Source organism: Dokdonia sp. R78006, from assembly GCF_042466145.1.
Classification (GTDB): Bacteria; Bacteroidota; Bacteroidia; order Flavobacteriales; family Flavobacteriaceae; genus Dokdonia.
The window spans coordinates 2,700,881-2,721,753 of the sequence record NZ_JAXHBU010000001.1; the positions used below are offsets into that span (position 1 = coordinate 2,700,881).

19 protein-coding genes and 1 other RNA gene are annotated in these 20,873 nt (G+C 36.4%); 16 read left to right on the forward strand and 4 right to left on the reverse strand.

The annotated features are described in order from the left end of the window. Positions 1 to 102: 102 nt before the first annotated feature. The 4 genes from SJY37_RS12025 to rnpB all read left to right on the forward strand — a co-directional run bounded on the left by SJY37_RS12025 (position 103) and on the right by rnpB (position 6,775). Positions 103 to 1,422 (forward strand): pitrilysin family protein, encoded by a 1,320-nt coding sequence (locus SJY37_RS12025; RefSeq protein ID WP_298324731.1) that lies wholly within the window; start codon positions 103 to 105, stop codon positions 1,420 to 1,422. Further along, positions 1,422 to 3,491, forward strand: a complete 2,070-nt coding sequence (locus SJY37_RS12030; protein WP_298324735.1) for a pitrilysin family protein — start codon at positions 1,422 to 1,424, stop codon at positions 3,489 to 3,491. The genes SJY37_RS12025 and SJY37_RS12030 overlap by 1 nt, the downstream gene beginning before the upstream one ends. Positions 3,492 to 3,815: 324 nt before the next feature. After that, the gene (locus tag SJY37_RS12035) at positions 3,816 to 6,395 is read left to right on the forward strand and encodes a phosphoenolpyruvate carboxylase (RefSeq protein ID WP_379953129.1); all 2,580 of its coding nucleotides are present in this window, start codon (positions 3,816 to 3,818) and stop codon (positions 6,393 to 6,395) included. Between the two features lie 58 nt (positions 6,396 to 6,453). Beyond that, positions 6,454 to 6,775, forward strand: an RNA gene (gene rnpB / locus SJY37_RS12040) — RNase P RNA component class A. A gap of 129 nt (positions 6,776 to 6,904) precedes the next feature. On the opposite strand, the gene SJY37_RS12045 is transcribed toward rnpB, so the two are convergent. From SJY37_RS12045 to SJY37_RS12055, 3 genes are read right to left on the reverse strand one after another with little or no spacing between them, the layout of a single operon-like run. Continuing rightward, entirely contained in the window at positions 6,905 to 7,465 is a 561-nt protein-coding gene (locus SJY37_RS12045; RefSeq protein ID WP_298324741.1) for an RsmD family RNA methyltransferase, read from the reverse strand. Then, positions 7,462 to 8,253 (reverse strand): DUF3822 family protein, encoded by a 792-nt coding sequence (locus SJY37_RS12050; protein WP_379953130.1) that lies wholly within the window; start codon positions 8,251 to 8,253, stop codon positions 7,462 to 7,464. The genes SJY37_RS12045 and SJY37_RS12050 overlap by 4 nt, the downstream gene beginning before the upstream one ends. Further along, positions 8,246 to 8,896 (reverse strand): hypothetical protein, encoded by a 651-nt coding sequence (locus SJY37_RS12055; protein ID WP_298324747.1) that lies wholly within the window; start codon positions 8,894 to 8,896, stop codon positions 8,246 to 8,248. Before SJY37_RS12055 ends, SJY37_RS12050 begins: the two co-directional genes overlap by 8 nt. A 114-nt stretch (positions 8,897 to 9,010) precedes the next feature. Here SJY37_RS12055 and SJY37_RS12060 point away from each other — a divergent pair, with 114 nt between their 5' ends. From SJY37_RS12060 to SJY37_RS12075, 4 genes are all read left to right on the forward strand, one after another. Beyond that, positions 9,011 to 10,447 carry an ATP-dependent RecD-like DNA helicase gene (locus SJY37_RS12060; protein ID WP_298324750.1) on the forward strand — a complete coding sequence of 479 codons (1,437 nt, stop codon included), beginning with the start codon at positions 9,011 to 9,013 and terminating at the stop codon, positions 10,445 to 10,447. Between the two features lie 169 nt (positions 10,448 to 10,616). Continuing rightward, entirely contained in the window at positions 10,617 to 11,177 is a 561-nt protein-coding gene (locus SJY37_RS12065) for a DUF4126 domain-containing protein (RefSeq protein WP_298324753.1), read from the forward strand. 155 nt (positions 11,178 to 11,332) lie between these two features. After that, a complete protein-coding gene (gene kdsB / locus SJY37_RS12070) occupies positions 11,333 to 12,052 on the forward strand; it encodes a 3-deoxy-manno-octulosonate cytidylyltransferase (protein ID WP_298325464.1) in 720 nt (239 codons plus the stop codon). A gap of 5 nt (positions 12,053 to 12,057) precedes the next feature. Continuing rightward, positions 12,058 to 12,612 (forward strand): 1-acyl-sn-glycerol-3-phosphate acyltransferase, encoded by a 555-nt coding sequence (locus tag SJY37_RS12075; protein ID WP_298324758.1) that lies wholly within the window; start codon positions 12,058 to 12,060, stop codon positions 12,610 to 12,612. A 76-nt stretch (positions 12,613 to 12,688) separates the two neighbouring features. Here the strand turns inward: SJY37_RS12075 and SJY37_RS12080 are convergent, their stop codons facing one another. Then, positions 12,689 to 13,180 carry a Dps family protein gene (locus SJY37_RS12080; RefSeq protein WP_298324761.1) on the reverse strand — a complete coding sequence of 164 codons (492 nt, stop codon included), beginning with the start codon at positions 13,178 to 13,180 and terminating at the stop codon, positions 12,689 to 12,691. Positions 13,181 to 13,343: 163 nt separating this feature from the next. Between SJY37_RS12080 and SJY37_RS12085 the strand changes: the two genes are divergently transcribed. From SJY37_RS12085 to SJY37_RS12120, 8 genes are read left to right on the forward strand one after another with little or no spacing between them, the layout of a single operon-like run. Then, positions 13,344 to 14,342 carry an SDR family oxidoreductase gene (locus SJY37_RS12085; protein ID WP_298324764.1) on the forward strand — a complete coding sequence of 333 codons (999 nt, stop codon included), beginning with the start codon at positions 13,344 to 13,346 and terminating at the stop codon, positions 14,340 to 14,342. Between the two features lie 42 nt (positions 14,343 to 14,384). Continuing rightward, positions 14,385 to 15,665: a nucleotide sugar dehydrogenase gene (locus tag SJY37_RS12090; protein ID WP_298324767.1), complete on the forward strand. Its 1,281-nt coding sequence runs from the start codon at positions 14,385 to 14,387 to the stop codon at positions 15,663 to 15,665. Continuing rightward, positions 15,665 to 16,708 carry a dTDP-glucose 4,6-dehydratase gene (rfbB, locus tag SJY37_RS12095; protein ID WP_298324770.1) on the forward strand — a complete coding sequence of 348 codons (1,044 nt, stop codon included), beginning with the start codon at positions 15,665 to 15,667 and terminating at the stop codon, positions 16,706 to 16,708. Before SJY37_RS12090 ends, rfbB begins: the two co-directional genes overlap by 1 nt. Beyond that, positions 16,708 to 17,562: a glucose-1-phosphate thymidylyltransferase RfbA gene (gene rfbA / locus SJY37_RS12100; protein ID WP_298324774.1), complete on the forward strand. Its 855-nt coding sequence runs from the start codon at positions 16,708 to 16,710 to the stop codon at positions 17,560 to 17,562. The genes rfbB and rfbA overlap by 1 nt, the downstream gene beginning before the upstream one ends. Beyond that, complete coding sequence (rfbC, locus tag SJY37_RS12105; RefSeq protein ID WP_298324777.1) at positions 17,562 to 18,116, forward strand: dTDP-4-dehydrorhamnose 3,5-epimerase; 555 nt, start codon at positions 17,562 to 17,564, stop codon at positions 18,114 to 18,116. The genes rfbA and rfbC overlap by 1 nt, the downstream gene beginning before the upstream one ends. After that, on the forward strand, positions 18,116 to 19,006 hold the full coding sequence (rfbD, locus tag SJY37_RS12110; RefSeq protein WP_298324780.1) for a dTDP-4-dehydrorhamnose reductase: 891 nt from the start codon (positions 18,116 to 18,118) through the stop codon (positions 19,004 to 19,006). Before rfbC ends, rfbD begins: the two co-directional genes overlap by 1 nt. Further along, positions 19,006 to 19,809 carry a 3'(2'),5'-bisphosphate nucleotidase CysQ gene (gene cysQ, locus SJY37_RS12115; RefSeq protein WP_298324783.1) on the forward strand — a complete coding sequence of 268 codons (804 nt, stop codon included), beginning with the start codon at positions 19,006 to 19,008 and terminating at the stop codon, positions 19,807 to 19,809. The genes rfbD and cysQ overlap by 1 nt, the downstream gene beginning before the upstream one ends. 7 nt (positions 19,810 to 19,816) lie before the next feature. Further along, entirely contained in the window at positions 19,817 to 20,827 is a 1,011-nt protein-coding gene (locus SJY37_RS12120; RefSeq protein ID WP_298324785.1) for an NAD-dependent epimerase, read from the forward strand. The last annotated feature ends 46 nt before the right edge of the window (positions 20,828 to 20,873 follow it).

Sequence of the window (20,873 nt, forward strand, 5' to 3'; positions counted from 1 at the left end):
ACCTTGTAATTCGTCAAATGAGTATATAAATTTACTCCTGTAAAGTTGTAACAATTTTATCTTGCTGCGACTTACATACTAACAATAACTTTAAAATCTAATATGAAAAAGAAAATGTATGCTTTAGCAGCTCTTTTGTTAAGTGGCGTTGCCCTTAATGCTCAAGAGGTTAGCTTTGAAGAGTATGATCTTGACAATGGAATGCACGTTATTCTTCACCAGGATAATGGCGCTCCAGTAGTAACAACATCTGTAATGTATCACGTAGGTGCAAAAGATGAAGATCCAAGTAAAACTGGTTTTGCTCACTTTTTTGAACACTTACTTTTTGAGGGTACAGAAAATATTGAACGTGGCGAGTGGTTTAAGGTAGTTTCTTCAAATGGAGGACAAAACAATGCAAACACGACACAAGACAGAACGTATTATTACGAAGTGTTTCCTTCTAACAACCTAGAATTAGGTCTATGGATGGAATCTGAGCGTTTATTACACCCAATCATCAATCAAATAGGCGTAGATACTCAAAAGGAAGTAGTGCAAGAAGAAAAACGTTTACGAGTGGACAATCAGCCATACGGACGTTTTCAAGAAGTAATAGGGAAGATGCTTTTTAAGAAGCACCCATACCGCTGGACAACAATAGGATCTCTTGATCACCTTGCTAGTGCAACACTAGAAGATTTTCAAAAATTTAGCGATACCTATTATGTGCCAAATAACGCAGTCTTAGTTGTAGCTGGAGATATTGATCTTGCAGAGACTAAAGAGATGATTAATAGATACTTTGCGCCTATCCCAAGAGGTAAGGACATTGCACGTAGCACTTTTAAAGAAGATCCTGTGGTACCTGTAAGAGAGAAGTTTTATGATCCTAATATCCAGATTCCTGCGATATTCTTAGCTTACAGAACTCCTGCTCAAACAGAAAAAGATGCTTATGTGTTAGACATGGTATCATCTGTATTAAGTGATGGTAAAAGCTCTAGACTTTACAAGAAACTTGTAGATGACCAGAAGAAAGCATTACAAGTATTTGCTTTTAGCGGTGCTCAAGAAGATTACGGTTCTTACTTAATAGGAGCGTTACCTCTAGGCGAAAACTCTCTAGAAGATTTAATAACAGAAATGGATGAGGAGATTGTAAAACTTCAAACAACGCTAATATCTGAAAGAGATTATCAAAAACTTCAAAATAAATTTGAAAACCGTTTTGTAAATTCTAACAGTAGTGTAGAAGGTATTGCAAATTCACTTGCTCGTAACTACATGTTATATGATGATACTAATCTTATTAATACAGAGATTGATATTTACAGATCTATAACAAGAGAGGACATTAAAGCAGCTGCTATAAAGTACCTCAAAGAAAATGAGCGTGTAATATTAGAGTACTTACCAGAATCTCAAAAAGAAAATTAATGAAAAAGCATATTATATTAGGTGCACTATTAATGCTAGCAACTGCTGGTTATGCACAAGTAGACAGAAGCATACAACCTAAGCCAGGTCCGGCTCCTGAGATTAATTTAAAAGATCCAATATCTTTTGAGCTCAAGAATGGCCTCAAAGTAATGGTTGTTGAAAATAAAAAATTACCTAGAGTATCTATTCAACTTACGATGAATAATCCTCTTATTGTAGAAGGAGATAAGGCAGGCGTTGCTTCCCTTACGTCATCTATGCTGGGTAAAGGTTCTAAAAACATTGAAAAAGATGTTTATGAGGAAGAAGTAGATTACTTAGGAGCAAACATAGGTTTTGGTTCTCAAAGTGCATTTGCTAGCGGATTATCAAAGTATTTTGAGCGTCTTATAGAACTTACAGCAGATGCTGGTATCAATCCTAACTTTACACAAGTAGAGTTTGATAAGGAAAAGGAGCGTCTCATAGAAGGTTTAAAATCTAATGAGAAAAGTGTAAGTGCAATTGCAGGTCGTGTACAAAGCGTTCTTGCTTACGGTGCAGATCACCCTTATGGAGAATTTACTACAGAAGAGACGGTAAATAATGTAACTCTTGCAGATGTAAATAAGTTTCACTCAGATTACTTCAGACCTAATAATGGATATTTAATCATTATAGGTGATGTAGATTTTGATAATGTAAAGAAGATTGTAACTAAGAACTTCAAGAGCTGGAAAAAAGGAAACATTCCTGAAACGCCATTCTCAGAGCAAGGAAATGCATCTACTACAGAAATCAATTTCATAAACATGGATAACGCTGTACAGTCAGAAATTGCTGTTCAGAACACTGTAGAATTAAAAATGACTGATGCAGATTATTTTCCTGCATTGATTGCAAACAACATCTTAGGTGGTGGTGGAGAAGCTCGTCTTTTTAACAACTTACGTGAAGATAAAGGGTATACTTACGGTTCTTATTCTAGAATAGGATCTAACGAAAAAACGGTAACACGTTTTAGCGCTACAGCAAGTGTACGTAACGTAGTTACAGATAGCTCTGTGGTTGAGATTGTAAAAGAGATTAATCGCATGGGATCTGAGCCAGTATCTGCCGAAGAGCTTGCAAATGCAAAAGCAAAGTATACTGGTAATTTTGTACTAGCGTTAGAGCGTCCACAAACTATTGCAAACTATGCTTATAATATTGAGAGCAAAGGACTTCCAAAGGATTTCTACAAAAATTACCTTTCTAATATTGATAAAGTATCTCAACAAGACGTGCAGAATGCTGCAAGTAAATTGTTTAAAGGAGATAATGCTAGAATCGTAGTTACTGGAAAAGGTAGCGAGGTAATTGATAATCTTAATAAAGTTGTTATTAATGGTAAAGCTGTACCTGTAAAGTATTTTGATGTGTACGGTAAAGCAATTGCAAAGCCAGAATTCAAGAAAGAACTTCCTGCAGATTTAACGGTAAATAAAGTGCTTGAATCTTACATTGCTGCCATAGGTGGTAAGGATAAGATTGCTGCAGTAAACTCTGTGTATATCAAGGCACAAGGTACTGTGCAAGGTATGACGTTAGATTTTGAGCTTAAAAAGACTACTAAAGAGCAATTTGTACAGAACATCATGATGGGAGGTAATTCTCTTTCTAAGCAAGTGCTAGATGGTGAGACCGCTTATATGGTAGCACAAGGACAGCGTAAAGACCTAGAAGGTGATGATATTGCCAAAGTAAAAGCAGAATCTTCTCCTTTTCCAGAAGTAAACTGGTTAAGTGGTGGAGCTACTCTAGAAGGCATGGAGAAAGTAGATGGTGAAGATGCTTATGTTGTAAAGGTTGATGGAGGTAAAATGGCTTATTACAGTGCAAAAACTGGACTTAAACTTCAAGAAGTTTCTGTACAAGAAGCACAAGGTCAAACTTTCAAGACTACGATCGTTTATAGCAAGTACCAAGATGTAGGAGGAATCATGTTTCCATTTACATTGAGCCAGTCTTTAGGCCCACAAGCTATAGAGTTTAATGTTACAGAGATCAAAGTAAATGAAGGAGTTTCAGATGCAGATTTTGAGTAATCATTAATCACATAATTTTAAAAAGGTCAGCGGTTGCTGGCCTTTTTTTATGCTCTTAATTTCCCTTGCACATTGTTATAAACTCCTTATTGCTACTTTACTTCTCAGAATATTCAAAAAAAGCTGGAAGTATATGGTTTTACGCTTTCGCGAAAGCGTAATAATAACCCATCAAAAAAGAGAAATTATAAATTTTACGATGTATTAATTGGCTATTTGCTAATGAGGTTGACTCATAAACGAGTGTAATTATGAGATTCTGAAATTTAACAACCCTATATAGTAAGTGAAAAGTGATATGTACTTTTAATAAAAATAATACCCATGTCTAGAGAACCAAAAATTGAGAGATTTAATACAAATGTAAAGTCAAAATATGAAGTGTACAACGCTATATTTATGACACTTCCCTTTGACGGTATTTCAAATACGGGAGTACTTCTACCGCTTTTTCATTCTATTTGTAAAGCAGGATATGAAGACAATAAAAATCCTTCTGAAATCATTGAGTACTTTTTTGAAAGATACATGAGAGATGCTTCGGCAAAGGAAAGGGAAGATTTGCTGTTTAAATTTATACAATATATAGAGCGTCAAGTGGTACTTTTTGATGCGATAGAGGATGCTTCATATCGTATTGTAAACAATATGGACGGCCGTGGAACACTGCGTAACATAAAAGAAGAAGCAGAGGCAACTGGTAAAAAAGAAGAGCTTATTGCTTACTTAAATACTTTTAAAATAAGACCAGTGCTTACTGCACACCCTACGCAGTTTTATCCAGGAGTGGTGCTAGGTATTATTAATGATCTTAGTGAAGCAATACGAGAAGACCGTCTAGAAGACATAAAATCATTACTGGCTCAACTAGGAAAAACACCCTTCTTTAAGAAAGAAAAACCAACGCCTTATGATGAGGCAGTAAGTTTAATATGGTACCTAGAAAATGTGTTTTACCATAGTGCAGGTGCTATTTATGATTACTTACATAAACACTTAATACAAGACGAAGCTTTTAGTAACTCACTAGTAGACCTAGGATTTTGGCCAGGTGGAGATCGCGATGGTAATCCATTTGTGACTACAGCAATCACGCTTAAAGTTGCACGTAAATTACGCAGCACCGTACTAAGAAATTATTATCGCGAACTAAGACAACTGCGTCGTCGTATAACTTTTCAAGGTACAGAGGAACTTCTGGGATCATTAGAGGCTGCGTTGTATAAAGCGATTTTTATAGAAGGTAAGCCAGAGATTGATCAAAAGCATATTCTTACCGTTCTTAAAGAGGTGCGTGATGTAGTAAGAGATAAGCATCAAAGTTTATACTTAGACCATATAGATAGCTTAATTCACAAAGTAGAACTGTTTGGGTTGCATTTTGCCTCCCTAGATATAAGACAAGATAGTAGCATCCATAAAATTGTGTTTGAAGAAATAGTAGCACATGCTCAGATAGATGGTAAAGCTATATTTCCAGAGAACTACTTGAGTCTAGATGACGAAGCGCAGATTGCATTTTTAAATGATGTTTCTGGCTCCTTAGATCCAGAGAGTTTTAGTGAAGAAGTTGTCACGAAAACACTAGGTTCTATTTATGCAATGAAAACCATTCAAGAAGAAAATGGAGAAAAAGGTTCCAACCGTTATATAATAAGTAATTCACAAAGTGCATTGCATGTAATGCAGGCGTTTACTTTTTTAAGACTATGTGATTGGGATATGCCTACTGCAGATGTTTCCCCACTTTTTGAGACCGTTCCAGATTTAATTGCTGCTCCAGAAGTGATGGAGGCGTTATATACAAACCCAACATACAGTGCGCATTTAAAGCGTCGTGGCATGCGACAGACTATCATGCTAGGCTTCTCTGATGGAACCAAGGATGGTGGATATCTCATGGCAAACTGGAGTATCTTTAAAGCTAAAGAAGCGATGACTGCCATGTCTAGAGAATATGGGGTTACTGTAATCTTCTTTGACGGTAGAGGAGGACCACCTGCACGTGGAGGCGGAAAGACACATCAATTTTATGCATCTTTAGGGCCAAAAATTGAAGCCCAAGAAATACAACTTACAGTACAAGGACAAACCATCAGTTCAAATTTTGGGACATTGGATTCATGTCAATATAACCTGGAGCAATTATTAAGTAGTGGTGTTGCAAATGAAGTTTTTGCTTCTGCAAATAATGACATTACAGATACTGATAGAGCCACACTAGAAGCACTAGCTCAAAAGAGTTATGAAGCTTATACAGCTTTTAAACAGCACGATAAATTCTTGCCGTACCTAGAGCGTATGAGTACGCTTAAGTATTATGCAAAAACAAATATTGGTAGTAGGCCAAGTAAGCGTTCTCAGAAGTCTACGCTAGATTTTGGGGATTTAAGAGCAATTCCTTTTGTGGGCAGTTGGAGCCAACTTAAACAAAACGTTCCAGGTTTTTATGGCGTAGGTACTGCGCTGGCTTCTTTTGAAGAAAAAGGAACACTTGACGAGGTAAAAGAGCTTTATAAGAACAGTCCATTCTTCCGTACGCTGCTTGAAAATAGTATGATGAGCCTTACCAAGTCTTTCTTTGGCTTAACCGCTTACATGGCAGATGACGAGGAGTTTGGTGCTTTCTGGAAAATTCTATTTGATGAATATGAGCGTAGCAAGCGATTAATGCTTGAAGTGTCAGGACTCAAAGAATTAATGGAGAATGAGCAAGCTGGTAAAGCTTCCATACAAGAAAGGGAGCGCATTGTATTACCACTTCTTACCATCCAGCAATATGCATTGAGAGCTATACAAGAAATGCAAAAATCTGGAGAACAATCAGATAAGCTTGCTGTGTATGAGCAGATGGTGACGAGATCATTATTTGGTAATATTAATGCGAGTAGAAACTCGGCATAAAAAAGCATCATAAGGGAGTAATGCGTTGCTCCCTTATAATAGTTAGAGTACCTTTGCGCCAGCAGGCCGCCTTATTGATCCAGCAATGGATAGGAAAGTCCGGACACCATAGGATAGCATAGCGGCTAACGGCCGTCACGCTAAATTTATTTTTAGTGGAGGACAAGTGCAACAGAAAGAATGTACAGGTAATGCTGTAGCGAACCCAGGTAAACTCTATGCGGTGCAATGTCAAGTATACTCACAGTTAAGTGCGATCCGCGCGTTGTGGGAGGGTAGGCAGATAGAGGTTACTAGTAATGGTAATCCCAGATAAATAATAAGGAATCTCTAGAATCATCTAGAGTGAACAGAATCCGGCTTATAGGCCTGCTTTTTTTAAGATTTTACAAGCTTTTTATAACAAATAAATCCCGCTAGTGGCGGGATTTATTTGTTATACTATATGTTGTTACGCTTCCCGAAGTTAATTCGGGACGAGTCTTGTGAAAGCGTGCTTATATAAATTGTTATTCTTCTTCGTCGCTTTCTGGCATTTCAAAAAAGCTGAAGGCATTGCCACCATAATTACGTGTTTGTACATAATTAGGAAACGAGTCCATTTTAGTATATTTTCCGTGTTCTATGATCAAGGTGCCATCTTGATCTAGCAAATTTTGTTTAAAAACAAGCGTTGCTATTTTTTCAAAATCCTTAATGTTGATGTCGTAAGGTGGATCTGCAAAAATAATATCATAAGTACCTCTTGCACGCTCTAGATACTTAAATACGTCACTTTTTATGGTTTGAATTGAAAATTCAAACTCCTCTGCCGTTTTATTTATAAACTGCACACAACCATAATTTGCATCTACGGCTGTAATCTGGTCTGAGCCGCGTGAGGCAAACTCATAACTTATATTTCCTGTACCAGCAAAAAGGTCTAAAACCCTAAGCTGGCTCATATGGTAATTGCTTCTCAGAATATTAAACAATGCTTCCTTTGCCATATCTGTGGTAGGACGTACGGGTAATTTTTTTGGAGCAGCGATGCGGCGTCCTTTATATTTTCCTGAGATTATTCTTGTCATAGTAGTGTTGCGAGTAGGGATTGAGATCTTGTGAGGCTGGTAGACGGACTATCTTTAATAATAAGATGTCTGATGTACGTATGTGCTATACTATAAAATTCGTCATCCTTTTCTATAGTACCTGTAAGTGTTACAGGTGTATTTTCTGGATTAAGTTCTAGTTGTTCTAGTGTGAAAAGTAGGTAATATATAAAATCTTCTTTGGCGCGTATTTCAAACCTATTAATAAAAAGTAGTTTTTTATTCTTTACAACGCCCATCTCAAAATACGAGCTTTGTAAATTTATTAATACTTGAGCTTCTTCATTATTAGAATACTCCGTAAGAAGATGTTTTGCAAATATTGTCGTACTGTGATAATATTCAAACGATCCGAAAGTGTCAAAGAAGAAGTTGTTTATGTTTGAATAGGGCACATAGACATTGATAAGATCATAAAAATCAATGGTGTCGTGAGCTATATAATCAGTACTTAAAATCTTTGTATTAAACTTAAGATAGTCTGCTGCCTTCTCACTATCAAATAGCGCCTGTGGGACAAGCGTAAACAATTCGTTAGCATATACCACAGTAACCTTAGAAAATGGTTGTGCAAGCGCCTCTATCTCTTTGAAAGCCTTTTCTATCTCAACAAGTAGGGTTGTAGGATTCACGTTTTCGCGAAAGCGTACTACCTCTGCATCCTTTACGTCCTTAGAATGGATATGTTGAGTAAAAAAAGAAAGTCCATCCAAATGTATTTGGATGGACAGACTATATAATGAATTTGCATGCTTGCTATTAGTCATTAGCACCGTAACTCTTAGGCCAGTTACCATTTGTATTAATAGAAACCATTGACCCTACTGTCAAGGCATCACCATTTACACCGTCTACAGATACAATTTGTTTTTCTTTTTGAAGATAGTCTCTATCTTGATCTGCAAGTAAAATTTCCTTTTTTATAGATATTTCAAAAACAGGATACATGGTGTTACTTTTCTCAATTTCTCCAGCGTCCATAGTATACTTTGCATCAATCCCTTCAATAGGAACATTTATCATTGTCTTATAGCGATCTGAACCTTTAAATAAAGAGTCCTTGATAGATTTAGTACCTAATGTATCTGTAACAACAATTTCTTTGAAAGTATCTACACGGAAACGCTTAGTTTTTTCTACATCAAGTATAGTTGTATCTCTACGTTGAGTTATTGTGAACTCAGCTGTGTCTATAAAACGAACTAGTTTGTCAAAGTCTTTTTCATATTTACCTGTTACAGTTTTATGAGCTAATTGAGCCTGACGTAAGTCTCTCATATTGGTAATAGCGGCCTTATATCGCTTTTCTTTTATTTCATTAAATTCTACCTCTCCCCAAACTGCGTTAAAAAGAAGGTAACCTAAAGCGGCAATTACTACCCAAAGTACAAGCTGTATTACTAGTTTCATGTAATGATGTTTAAAATTAGTTATGGTTAGGAACAAATCTACAATTTTTTTTTACACACAAAAATTTATTATCTCATTTTTCATTATGTAATTTGCGAGCATTCTCAACCTCCTATGATTAAAGAACCCAGAGCATTTTACAAGCAGCTAGTTAAAGACTTTGTGCACACACCTACTTTAAAGCAAGACAGGCTGTTAGAGCAATTGTCTACTTTTCTATTTGACACCTCTAAGGATAAAGTGTTTGTTCTTAAAGGGTTTGCAGGTACAGGTAAAACAACAGTAATTGGGACTGTAGTTAAAAATTTATGGCAAGCTGGCATGACATCTGTGCTCATGGCACCTACAGGAAGAGCGGCAAAGGTGGCGAGTAATTACAGTAAAAAACAAGCCTATACCATCCATAGAAAAATTTATTTCCCAAAAAAAGAGCGTGGAGGGGGCGTTTCTTTTAGTCTGCAACCCAATAAGCATAGAAACTGCATTTTTATAGTTGATGAAGCATCTATGATTTCTGATAGGGCTGCAGAGTCTAAGTTTTTTGATAATGGATCACTACTAGATGATATGATGCAATACATTTATAGCGGTCATAATTGTAAGCTCATTCTGGTAGGTGATGAGGCGCAGTTACCACCAGTAAAGCTTGATATGTCTCCTGCACTTGACATTAATCTGCTTTCCATGCAGTATAATAAAAATGTTGAGACCATACAGCTTGATGAAGTAATGAGGCAAGCAGAGGATAGTGGTATCCTTATGAACGCAACCGCTTTAAGGGAGCAACTCTCTGAAGAGTTTTATGAAGATTTTAAATTTGACATCGCAGGATTTACAGACGTGGTGCGACTTATAGATGGTCATGAGATTATGGATGCCATCAATGACTGTTACAGTAGCGTAGGTACAGAAGAGACAGCCATCATCGTACGATCGAACAAACGAGCAAACTTATATAATCAGCAAATAAGAAACAGAATTCTATTTCAAGAAGAGGAAATTTCGGCTGGAGATCACTTAATGGTGGTAAAGAATAACTACTTCTGGATTGATGCAAAAAGTGATGCTGGATTTATTGCAAACGGCGATATTGTAAAAGTGCTAGAAATTCTAGCAATTAAGGAACTCTACGGTTTCCGTTTTGCAGAGGTAAAAGTGCAAATGGTAGATTATCCACAGATGCAACCTTTTGAAACTGTTGTCATGCTTGACGTACTTACCCTTGAGACGCCAGCACTTCCTTATGAGCAAGGTGACACCTTATACAAGGAAGTTCAAAAAGATTATGCAGATGAAACTTCTAACTACAAACGTTTCCAAAAAATAAAGAATAATAAATTCTTTAATGCCCTACAGGTTAAATTCTCCTATGCAATCACCTGTCACAAATCACAAGGTGGACAGTGGGATAATGTTTTTATAGAGCAACCCTATCTTCCTGACGGGATGAATAAAGATTATTTGAGATGGTTATATACAGCTATCACACGATCTAAAAGTAAGCTGTACTTAATAGGCTTTAAAGATGATATGTTTGTAGAAGAGGCTTAAGTTGTAGGTCTTTTGGAGCTATTTCCCGCTTTACGTTACAATTCCTCATCGCGGTTGCGCCAGCTCTTGCGGGATTTTCACTGCAATCGGGGCTAGGGGATAGGTTAGTACGTTGGCACTTTTCTTTTTCATTATTACCTTGTGCACATTATTAGTTAAGTTTACCATTATGAGTTTTGAATTAATTGTAAGTATCATTCTAGGATTTTCTCTGGCGGCATCTGCAGGCTTTAGAGTATTTGTCCCTTTATTAGTATTAAGTCTATCGGCTCATTTTGGCTGGTTTCCTGTAAACAATTCATGGGAATGGGTGGGAAGTGTTCCCGCATTAGTGTTACTAGGAGTAGCCACAATTTTTGAAATAGGAGCTTATTTTATTCCTTGGGTAGATAATATCTTAGACACTATATCGGTACCACTAGCTGCAGTAGCAGGTACATTATTAATGGTAGCAACGATGGGAGATATGGATCCTACTATCACTTGGGCACTTGCCATTATTGCTGGAGGTGGAGCAGCGGCAGCAGTTTCTGGCACTACAAGTGCTACAAGATTAGGAAGTACTGCAACCACTGGTGGACTCGCAAACCCGGTAATCGCTGGTACAGAAACAATTGCTGCGACTACAGTCTCTGTGGCAAGTATATTTTCTCCTATTTTGGCACTTATTCTCGTATTGTTATTAGTGGGCTTAGTTTGGAAGGTAATTCGTCGTCTTAGAAGAGCATAGCTTTTGTACTCTTTTCACTAACTTCGCTACTTGTTTTGAGGTGATGTATCACGCTGTCGAGAAACTCGTCCCGAATTTACTTCGGGAAGCGTAAACACATCCTTTGTAATTTTCTAAAAATATCTTTTTTGAGTAAACAACTTAAAATTATAGCCATGATTCCTGCTCGCTATGCAGCCTCACGTTTCCCAGGCAAAATGATGAAGGATTTGGCTGGTAAGCCAGTAATTGTGCGCACTTACGAGAGTACTGTGGCAACGGGACTTTTTTATGAAGTATTTGTAGTTACTGATAGTGAGGTTATTTACAAAGCGGTAGAAGATGCTGGAGGTAAAGCAATCATGAGCATAAAGGAACATGAGTGTGGTAGCGATCGTATTGCAGAAGCTGTTGCAAGTCTTGATGTAGATATTGTGGTAAATGTACAAGGTGATGAGCCTTTTACTACACGAGAAGATCTTGCACCGGTACTAGATGTATTCTATGATGAAGATGCAGATCAAATAGATCTTGCAAGTGTAATGATGCCCATGACAGATGTATCTGAAATTGAAAATCCTAACAATGTTAAGGTAATAGTAGATAACGCAGATTTTGCTCTGTATTTTTCTAGATCTCCTTTGCCTTACGTGAGAGATACTACAGCTGGTATAACTACCTACAAGCATAAGGGAATATATGCTTTTAGAAAGCAAGCTATTTTAGACTTTGCTTCTATGAACATGACACCATTAGAAAAAGCAGAAAAGATAGAATGCATCCGCTTTTTAGAATATGGTAAAAAGATAAAAATGGTACGTTCTTCCAAGCTAGCAATAGGAATTGATACTCCAGAAGATCTTGAGAAGGCAATAAAAATTTATAAAGATTTATAAAAGTTATGGGATTTTTTAAATGGATATATAACGATGTTATAGGCTGGAAAGCAATAGGTGATTTTTCTCAAGATACTGTAAAAAAAGCAGTGGTAATCGCTGTGCCGCATACCAGTTGGCATGATTTCTATATGGGGATTTTATTACGAAGCGCACTTGATGTGAAAATAGGCTTTATAGGAAAGAAAGAACTGTTTAAGTGGCCTATGGGTCTTCTTTTTAAGGCAATGGGAGGCGCACCTATAGACAGAACTCCAGGTCAAGATAAAGTACAGTCTATCGCAGATGTCTTTAAGGATAAAGAAGAATTTAGACTTACAATCGCTCCAGAAGGAACGCGTAAGAAAGTTGACAAACTAAAAACCGGCTTTTATTACATAGCCCTAGCAGCAGAAGTACCTATCATTATGGTAGCTTTTGATTTTGGTAAGAAAGAGCATCGTATTTCTCAACCATTATATCCATCTGGAAATATTGAGGAAGATATGAAAACTATCTATGCATTTTTTAAAGGAGCAGTAGGGAAGGTACCTGAGTATAGTTTTACTCCAGAGGAATAAAAGAATTGTTACAGACGTAAAAAAGGCTCAATTACAAAATAGTAATTGAGCCTTTTTAGTAACATATGTGTTAAACTTATGCTTCAGTGTATGTTCCTGCTGTTTTCTTTCTCCATGCATCCAGCATCCAGCTTGTTTTTTCTAATTCACGTATATATGCTCCAATGAGGTCAATAGTTCCCTCGTCACCAGCCTCATCTGCTTTCTTCACAACAGCACTTAGTTGTTTTAAAATAATTCCATGATCTTCAAGAATGTTATCGACCATATCTCTATCTGATAAATCTGATTTTGCCTCTTTGATGCTTGATTTTTCTAAGTAGTCAGAAAGATTACTAGTAGGTGCAAATCTTAGTGTAAGAATACGCTCTGCGATTTCGTCAATTTTTAATTTTGCATCATCGTATAATTCTTCAAATTTAATATGTAAATCAAAGAAATTTACTCCTGAAATGTTCCAGTGAAAGTTACGGAGCTTTTGGTAGTACACGTGGTAATCTGCAAGCAGCGTGTTGAGTTCATTTACTGTATGTTTACTCTTTTCTGTATCTAAGTTCAAATAATTCATAGTTTTATTTTTTTATTTAAATAAAGTTACAAATGTGTTTAGGATTAATATCAAATATACATTTGGTTTAGTATAAGTTTAACCACAAATGCTAAGGATATGGTAAAACAAACAATCTTCTTTAGACAGTCAAAATACTTTATATTTGCTCAAAATTTTTTTTATGATTGATAGTGTATATTCTCAAGTCGAGGGAAAGAAGGTGTTAGTAACTGGCGGAGCTGGATTTATAGGTTCAAATATTTGCGAGGTATTGATTGAGAATGGAGCAATTGTTACTTGTTTAGATAATTTGGCTACAGGCCATAAACATAACCTTGATGCTATTATATCAAATCCTAACTTCACATTTATAAATGGTGATATTAGAGATATTAAAGTGTGTGAGAACGCTGTTTCTAATAGTGACTATGTACTTCATCAAGCAGCATTAGGCTCAGTTCCAAGGTCTATTCAAGATCCAGCAACAAGTAACGAAGTAAATGTAGGAGGTTTCTTGAATATGCTTATAGCATCTAAAGACAAAGGCATAAAACGTTTTGTATATGCTGCCAGTTCTTCTACTTATGGTGATTCCCAGGGGTTACCTAAGAAAGAAGATATTATTGGTAAACCATTATCACCATATGCCATCACAAAATATGTGAATGAGCTTTATGCAGATGTATTTCATAAGACATATGGATTAGATTGTATAGGACTTCGATATTTTAATGTTTTTGGTCGTAAGCAAGATCCTAATGGAGCGTATGCAGCTGTTATTCCTAAATTTACAAAGTTATTAATGGACCATGAATCACCAGTTATGAACGGTGATGGTACTTTTTCTCGTGATTTCACGTATATTGACAACGTAATTCAAATGAATATCAGAGCAATGCTCACTGAGAATGAGGAGGCAATTAATACAGTTTACAATGTTGCTTACGGAGAAAGAACTGATTTAAACGAACTTGTTAAGATTCTAAAAACTGAATTAAGTCAATTTGACAGTGGAATTGCAGATGTTGAAATAAAATTTGGACCCAAAAGAGCTGGTGATGTTCCGCATAGCCTAGCAAGTATTGATCGTGCAAAAATGAGAGTAGGATATGATCCTAAGTATAGTATTAAGGATGGTCTCAAGGAAGCGATGGCTTGGTATTGGAAAAATTTAAAATAAAAGTAAAGGTCTTTACAATAAAAGCATATAAAGAAAATTAATATGACAAAAATTAAAGTAGGAGTTATTGGATTAGGTTATGTTGGATTACCATTGGCTAGGTTATTTGGAACTAAATATAACACGGTAGGATTTGATATAAATGAAAAACGTATTGCAGAACTTCAATCAGGTACAGATAGCACATTAGAGGTTTCTGATGAGGTGTTACAAGGCGTACTTAAGACTGAAAATAATGACTTAAATGGATTGTTATGTAGTGCAGATAGTAAGGATATTGAAGATTGTAATTATTATATTGTAACCGTGCCGACTCCGGTTGATAAAAATAACAGACCTGTTCTTACTCCTTTATATAAAAGTAGTGAGACTGTAGGTAAAGTTTTAAAGAAAGGTGATATCGTTGTTTATGAAAGTACTGTTTATCCTGGTGTAACAGAAGATGAGTGTGTGCCAGTTTTGGAACGCGTAAGCGGACTTAAGTTTAATGTAGACTTTTTTGTAGGGTATTCTCCAGAACGTATTAATCCAGGAGATAAAGAACATACTGTAGAGAAAATACTAAAAGTGACCTCTGGAAGCACTCCTGAAATAGGGAAGAAAGTAGATGATTTGTACAGCTCTATAATTACTGCAGGAACGCATCTAGCTCCAACTATAAAAGTAGCAGAAGCTTCTAAAGTAATCGAGAACTCTCAACGTGACATCAATATTGCTTTTGTAAACGAACTAGCTAAGATTTTTAATTTGATGGGTATCAATACACATGATGTTCTAGAAGCAGCAGGTACAAAGTGGAATTTTTTACCATTTAAACCTGGCCTAGTAGGAGGTCACTGTATAGGTGTAGATCCATATTACCTAGCACAGAAAGCACAAGAATTAGGATATCATCCAGAAATTATTTTAGCAGGACGTCGACTTAACGATAGTATGGGAGCATATGTAGCCTCTGAGGTGGTAAAGCTTATGCTTAAAAACGATATCAAAGTAAAAGGTTCTGAGTTATTGATTCTAGGTATCACTTTTAAAGAAAACTGTCCAGATGTACGTAACACGAAAGTTACAGATGTTATAAGACACTTGAAAGAATTTGGGGTTAATGTAACTATCTTTGATCCATGGGTAAATGCAGCCGAGGTACACCATGAATACGGTCTAGATGCTCTTACAGAAGTTCCAAACCAAAAATATGACGCCATCGTGCAAGCCGTGGCGCATAAAGAATTTGCTTCTTTAGATTTAAATTCTCTTAAGAATGATAAATCTGTAGTTTATGATGTAAAAGGGGTGTTAGGTAATAAAGCAGATGCTAAGCTGTAATGAACATTCTTATTACAGGTGGAGCAGGTTTTATAGGGTCTCAAGTGGTGAGACTATTTTTAGAAATTTTTCCCAAAAGTCATATTTACAATCTTGATGCGCTTACTTATGCTGGAAACCTAGAAAACCTTTCTGATGTAGAAACTTCTAGCAATTATACATTTATAAAAGGGGACATCAATGATGCCCCTTTTTTAATGAATCTGTTTTCTAAATATCAATTTGATAAAGTAATTCATCTAGCTGCCGAATCTCATGTTGATAGAAGTATAAAAGATCCAATAGCCTTTGTGCAGACTAATGTTATTGGAACACTTAATCTTCTTAATGCTGCAAAGAGTATTTGGAAAGACGATTATTCGTCAAAACTTTTCTACCATATCAGTACAGATGAAGTGTACGGTACACTTGGTGAGACAGGCTTGTTTACAGAGAATACGTCATACGACCCAAACTCCCCCTATGCAGCGTCTAAGGCAAGCTCAGATCATTTTGTAAGAGCTTATGGAGAAACCTATGGTTTACCATATATAATTAGCAATTGCTCTAATAATTATGGTCCTAACCAATTTCCAGAAAAATTAATTCCTTTATTTATAAATAACATCATTGAGCATAAACCACTACCTGTGTATGGTGATGGAAATTATACGAGAGATTGGTTATTTGTAAAGGATCACGCATTTGCAATAGCACTCATATTTGAAAAAGGTAAATTAAAGGAAACCTATAATATAGGCGGTTTTAATGAGTGGAAAAATATTGACTTAGTAAAGCTATTATGTGATATAATGGATGAGAAGCTTTCGCGAAAGCGGGATTCTTCAAAATCACTTATAACTTACGTGAAAGATCGTCCTGGTCATGATAAGAGGTATGCAATTGATGCAACAAAAATTGAAAAAGAACTTGGTTGGAAACCATCAGTTACCTTTGAGGAAGGTCTATCGCTTACCGTAGATTGGTATCTTGCTAATGATCAGTGGCTCAAAAATGTAACTTCCGGATCTTACCAAGAATATTATAAAAAAATGTACTCATAATGAAAGGTATTGTACTAGCAGGCGGCTCGGGGACGCGTTTATCACCACTTACCATAGCGGTAAGTAAGCAGTTGTTACCTGTGTATGATAAACCTATGATTTTCTATCCTATCTCTGTGTTAATGCTTGCGGGTATAAGAGAGATATTAATAATAACTACACCTGAAGATAGTCACCTTTTTGAGCGTTTATTGGGTGATGGAAGCACGCTAGGCTGTAATTTTCAATATGAAGTTCAAGAATCACCAAACGGACTTGCAGAGGCATTTATAATAGGTGAATCATTTATAGGACCGGATAAAGTAGCACTAGTTCTAGGAGATAATATCTTTTACGGTAATGGCCTTAGTCAGTTATTGCAAAGTAAGAATGATGTTGATGGTGCGGCTATTTTTGCTTATCCCGTTAGAGATCCAGAACGATTTGGTGTTGTGGCTTTTGATAAGGAAATGAAGGCAACAAGCATTGAGGAAAAGCCTAGTACACCAAAATCTAATTACGCAGTTCCTGGAATTTATTTCTATGATAACGAGGTAGTGGGGATTGCAAAGAAAATAAAACCGTCAGAACGCGGAGAGTTAGAAATTACTACAATCAATCAAGAATATCTCGAGAAGAAAAAACTTTCAGTAGGTATCATGAGTAGAGGTATGTCTTGGTTTGATACAGGTACAGTAGACGCGCTAGATGATGCAACAGAATTTATAAGAGTGATACAGCGCAATCAAAGTACAATGATAGCATGTCTTGAAGAAATTGCTTACAAAATGAATTGGATATCATACGAAGCACTTAAGGCAAGCGCATCAAGGTATGGTAAAGGTGCCTATGCACAATATATAAATACACTATAGTGGAATTTCAAAAAACAGCATTCAAAGATTTAATTATATGCACTCCAAACGTGTTTGAAGATGACCGAGGATATTTTTATGAATCATATAATTCAGAAGCTTTTAAAAAATTTGCAGGTTTCTCCCCATCTTTTGTTCAAGATAATCAGTCTAAATCTACGTACGGGGTACTAAGAGGGCTCCATTTTCAGATAGGAATACATGCTCAGTCTAAGCTTGTAAGAGTCATTGAGGGTGAGGTGCTAGATGTTGTTGTAGATCTTCGTAAGGAAGAACCTACTTATGGAAAATCTTTTGCTATCGAACTTTCAGGTGCTAATAAAAAGCAGCTCTTTGTACCTAAAGGAATGGCGCATGGGTTTATTACATTGAGTGATACTGCTATCTTTGCATATAAGTGTGACGCGTTTTATGATCAAAAAAGTGAACGTGGACTTGCTTACAATGATGTATCATTAAAGATTGATTGGTTGCTTGACGAGCATGAATTTTTGCTTTCTCCTAAGGATTTAGAAAACCCTATGCTCTGCGAACTTAAAAACATTTCTTTTTAATGAATGTTACTGCGAGTAATAGAGAGGTCACATTAAAAAAGATTGTAGTCACTGGAGCTCTTGGTCAGCTGGGAATGGCTTTACTAGAGCAGTCTAAGTACCATAAGGATTTTTACTATGTGTTTCTTTCAAGAAAAGACTTTGATATAACTTCTCGTGATAATATCTCATCAGTGTTTGATACACATCAACCAGATGTTGTTATCAACACTGCTGCATATACAGCCGTAGATGCTGCCGAAGACGATAAAGATCAAGCATTCCTTATTAATGAAACAGCTGTGGGTTATCTCGCAGAGGAGTGTAAAAAGCGCGATTGTGCATTAATTCATGTCTCTACAGATTATGTTTTTGATGATAATAAATCTACTGCATATGTAGAAAGTGATAAGCCTAATCCGCAAACAGTTTATGGTGCGTCAAAACTAGGCGGAGAAATCTTAATTGAGGCTTCAGAGATATCAAAATACGCTATTATTCGAACGTCATGGGTTTATAGTGTGTACGGTCATAATTTTGTAAAAACAATGCTGAGATTAGGGCAAGAAAGGGGTCAGCTCTCTGTTGTAAATGACCAGTTGGGTTGTCCTACTTGGGCAAATGACCTGGCATATGCTATTTTAACTGTTGCCCGAGAATTGAAAGAAGATAATTCCGGTGTATATCATTTTTCTAATATGGGAAGTATTACTTGGTATGATTTTGCGAAAGCCATCTTTGAGAACTCACAAATCGATGTTCTCATTACTCCAGTTACAAGTGATTTGTTTCCTACCAAAGCAAAACGCCCTAAAAATAGTGTGCTAGACACGCATAAGATTGAAAAGCAATTTCAAGTTGATATTCCAGAATGGGGTAGTTCGCTGCAAAAAATGCTCAAAAGACTATAATGAATGAATCTTGGAAAACTATCGCAATTAAAGCTGCAATAAGAGCAGGGGAAGTTATTATGGATGTTTACCGTCGTGACTTTGATGTAGCACATAAATCAGATAATTCTCCGCTCACTGAGGCAGATTTAAATGCTCATGAAGCTATTGTAGCTCATCTTGAGGAAACTGGGATTCCAATATTGAGTGAGGAAGGAAGTGAAATACCTTTTGAAATTCGTACAAAATGGGATCAATTTTGGATGGTAGACCCTCTCGATGGTACCAAGGAGTTTGTAAAACGCAACGGTGAGTTTACGGTAAATATCGCTTTAGTAGTAGATAATAGACCTGTTTTTGGTGTGATTTATGTTCCTATAAATAATACTTTGTATGCTGGTGGGTCAGATGATGGAGCTAGTTATAAGTTGGTTGATCCCAAAGATGATATCTCATGGAAAACGTTGATAAGTAAGGCAATCCGGCTTTCGCGAAAGCTTAAAAACTACAATGACCTTAATGTCGTCAAAGTAGTCACTAGTCGCTCTCACTTAAATTTAAAAACGCAAGAATTTGTTAAGGACTTGCAGAACGCAGGTAAAAATACAGAAGTAGTACCATCTGGTAGTGCATATAAGTTTTGTCTAGTTGCAGAAGGAACTGCAGATGTGTATCCGCGTTTTGGGCCTTGTATGGAATGGGATACTGCAGCGGGAGACGCTATTTGTGAAGGAGTAGGAGGAGCTGTTTATTTTGAAAATACCAGGGAGAAACTATTATATAATAAAGAATCACTTTTTAGTCCTAACTTCGTAGCACATTAATTGATTTATGAAAATTCTTGTTACTGGCGCTGCTGGATTTATAGGCTATCACCTTTGTAAACGATTACTGAGCGAGGGTCACGCTGTGGTAGGCCTCGATAATATAAACGATTATTATGACCCACAACTCAAGTTTGATAGACTTAAAGAGCTGGGTGTAGTGAAGGAACAGGCAGAAAAGTGGAATACACTTTCTGCTAGTACTGTAGAAGACAACTTCTCATTTATTAGATTAAATCTTCAAGATAGAGCAGCGCTACCAAAACTGTTTAGCTCAAATTCCTTTGATCAAGTCTGTAATCTTGCAGCTCAAGCAGGAGTGCGATACTCTATAGAAAACCCAGAAGTGTATGTGGATACTAATATTGTGGGTTTCTTGAATATTTTGGAATGCTGTAGAGATTATAAAGTTTCAAAATTAGTTTATGCCAGTAGTAGCAGTGTTTACGGTAATAGTAAAGAGGTCCCTTTTACAGAAAAGCAGCCTGTAGATGAGCCTATAAGTATTTATGCAGCGACTAAGAAATCTAATGAGTTAATGGCGCATACGTATAGTCATCTATTTAATATAGAGACTGTAGGATTACGATTTTTTACCGTTTACGGGCCTTGGGGAAGACCAGATATGGCGATGTTTTTATTTACAGATGCTATATTAAATAACAAACCTATTAAAGTCTTTAACGAAGGTAATCTCTCACGTGATTTTACATATATATCAGATATCATAGATGGTGTGATGACAGTAATTTCTAGTGCTTCGCAGTCTAAAAACCCAATTTATAATATTGGGAATAGTAAACCGGTAAGGTTGTTAGATTTTATTTCGGCATTGGAATCAGAGCTAGGCCTAACTGCTACAAAGCAAATGATGCCTATGCAAGATGGAGATGTACACAGAACATGGGCAGATGTTTCCTCATTGCAAAAAGATTTTGGCTATGAGCCTTCAGTCTCTGTTGCAGAAGGGATAGCAGCTTTTGTAACATGGTACAAGTCTTATTACGTAAAGTCTTAAGTTCGCTTTCGCGAAAGCGTAAAGGAATACCACAACTACCTTATTA

What these genes read in the sequence shown, in the direction of transcription:
- SJY37_RS12055 (WP_298324747.1), bottom strand. Translation starts at nt 8,896, where the DNA reads ATGAAACTAGTAATACAGCTTGTACTTTGGGTAGTAATTGCCGCTTTA.
- rfbB (WP_298324770.1), top strand. Translation starts at nt 15,665, where the DNA reads ATGAACATTCTTATTACAGGTGGAGCAGGTTTTATAGGGTCTCAAGTG.
- SJY37_RS12050 (WP_379953130.1), bottom strand. Translation starts at nt 8,253, where the DNA reads ATGACTAATAGCAAGCATGCAAATTCATTATATAGTCTGTCCATCCAA.
- rfbA (WP_298324774.1), top strand. Translation starts at nt 16,708, where the DNA reads ATGAAAGGTATTGTACTAGCAGGCGGCTCGGGGACGCGTTTATCACCA.
- SJY37_RS12090 (WP_298324767.1), top strand. Translation starts at nt 14,385, where the DNA reads ATGACAAAAATTAAAGTAGGAGTTATTGGATTAGGTTATGTTGGATTA.
- SJY37_RS12035 (WP_379953129.1), top strand. Translation starts at nt 3,816, where the DNA reads ATGTCTAGAGAACCAAAAATTGAGAGATTTAATACAAATGTAAAGTCA.
- rfbD (WP_298324780.1), top strand. Translation starts at nt 18,116, where the DNA reads ATGAATGTTACTGCGAGTAATAGAGAGGTCACATTAAAAAAGATTGTA.
- SJY37_RS12075 (WP_298324758.1), top strand. Translation starts at nt 12,058, where the DNA reads ATGGGATTTTTTAAATGGATATATAACGATGTTATAGGCTGGAAAGCA.
- SJY37_RS12030 (WP_298324735.1), top strand. Translation starts at nt 1,422, where the DNA reads ATGAAAAAGCATATTATATTAGGTGCACTATTAATGCTAGCAACTGCT.
- SJY37_RS12120 (WP_298324785.1), top strand. Translation starts at nt 19,817, where the DNA reads ATGAAAATTCTTGTTACTGGCGCTGCTGGATTTATAGGCTATCACCTT.
- kdsB (WP_298325464.1), top strand. Translation starts at nt 11,333, where the DNA reads ATGATTCCTGCTCGCTATGCAGCCTCACGTTTCCCAGGCAAAATGATG.
- cysQ (WP_298324783.1), top strand. Translation starts at nt 19,006, where the DNA reads ATGAATGAATCTTGGAAAACTATCGCAATTAAAGCTGCAATAAGAGCA.
- SJY37_RS12080 (WP_298324761.1), bottom strand. Translation starts at nt 13,180, where the DNA reads ATGAATTATTTGAACTTAGATACAGAAAAGAGTAAACATACAGTAAAT.
- SJY37_RS12060 (WP_298324750.1), top strand. Translation starts at nt 9,011, where the DNA reads ATGATTAAAGAACCCAGAGCATTTTACAAGCAGCTAGTTAAAGACTTT.
- SJY37_RS12065 (WP_298324753.1), top strand. Translation starts at nt 10,617, where the DNA reads ATGAGTTTTGAATTAATTGTAAGTATCATTCTAGGATTTTCTCTGGCG.
- SJY37_RS12025 (WP_298324731.1), top strand. Translation starts at nt 103, where the DNA reads ATGAAAAAGAAAATGTATGCTTTAGCAGCTCTTTTGTTAAGTGGCGTT.
- SJY37_RS12045 (WP_298324741.1), bottom strand. Translation starts at nt 7,465, where the DNA reads ATGACAAGAATAATCTCAGGAAAATATAAAGGACGCCGCATCGCTGCT.
- SJY37_RS12085 (WP_298324764.1), top strand. Translation starts at nt 13,344, where the DNA reads ATGATTGATAGTGTATATTCTCAAGTCGAGGGAAAGAAGGTGTTAGTA.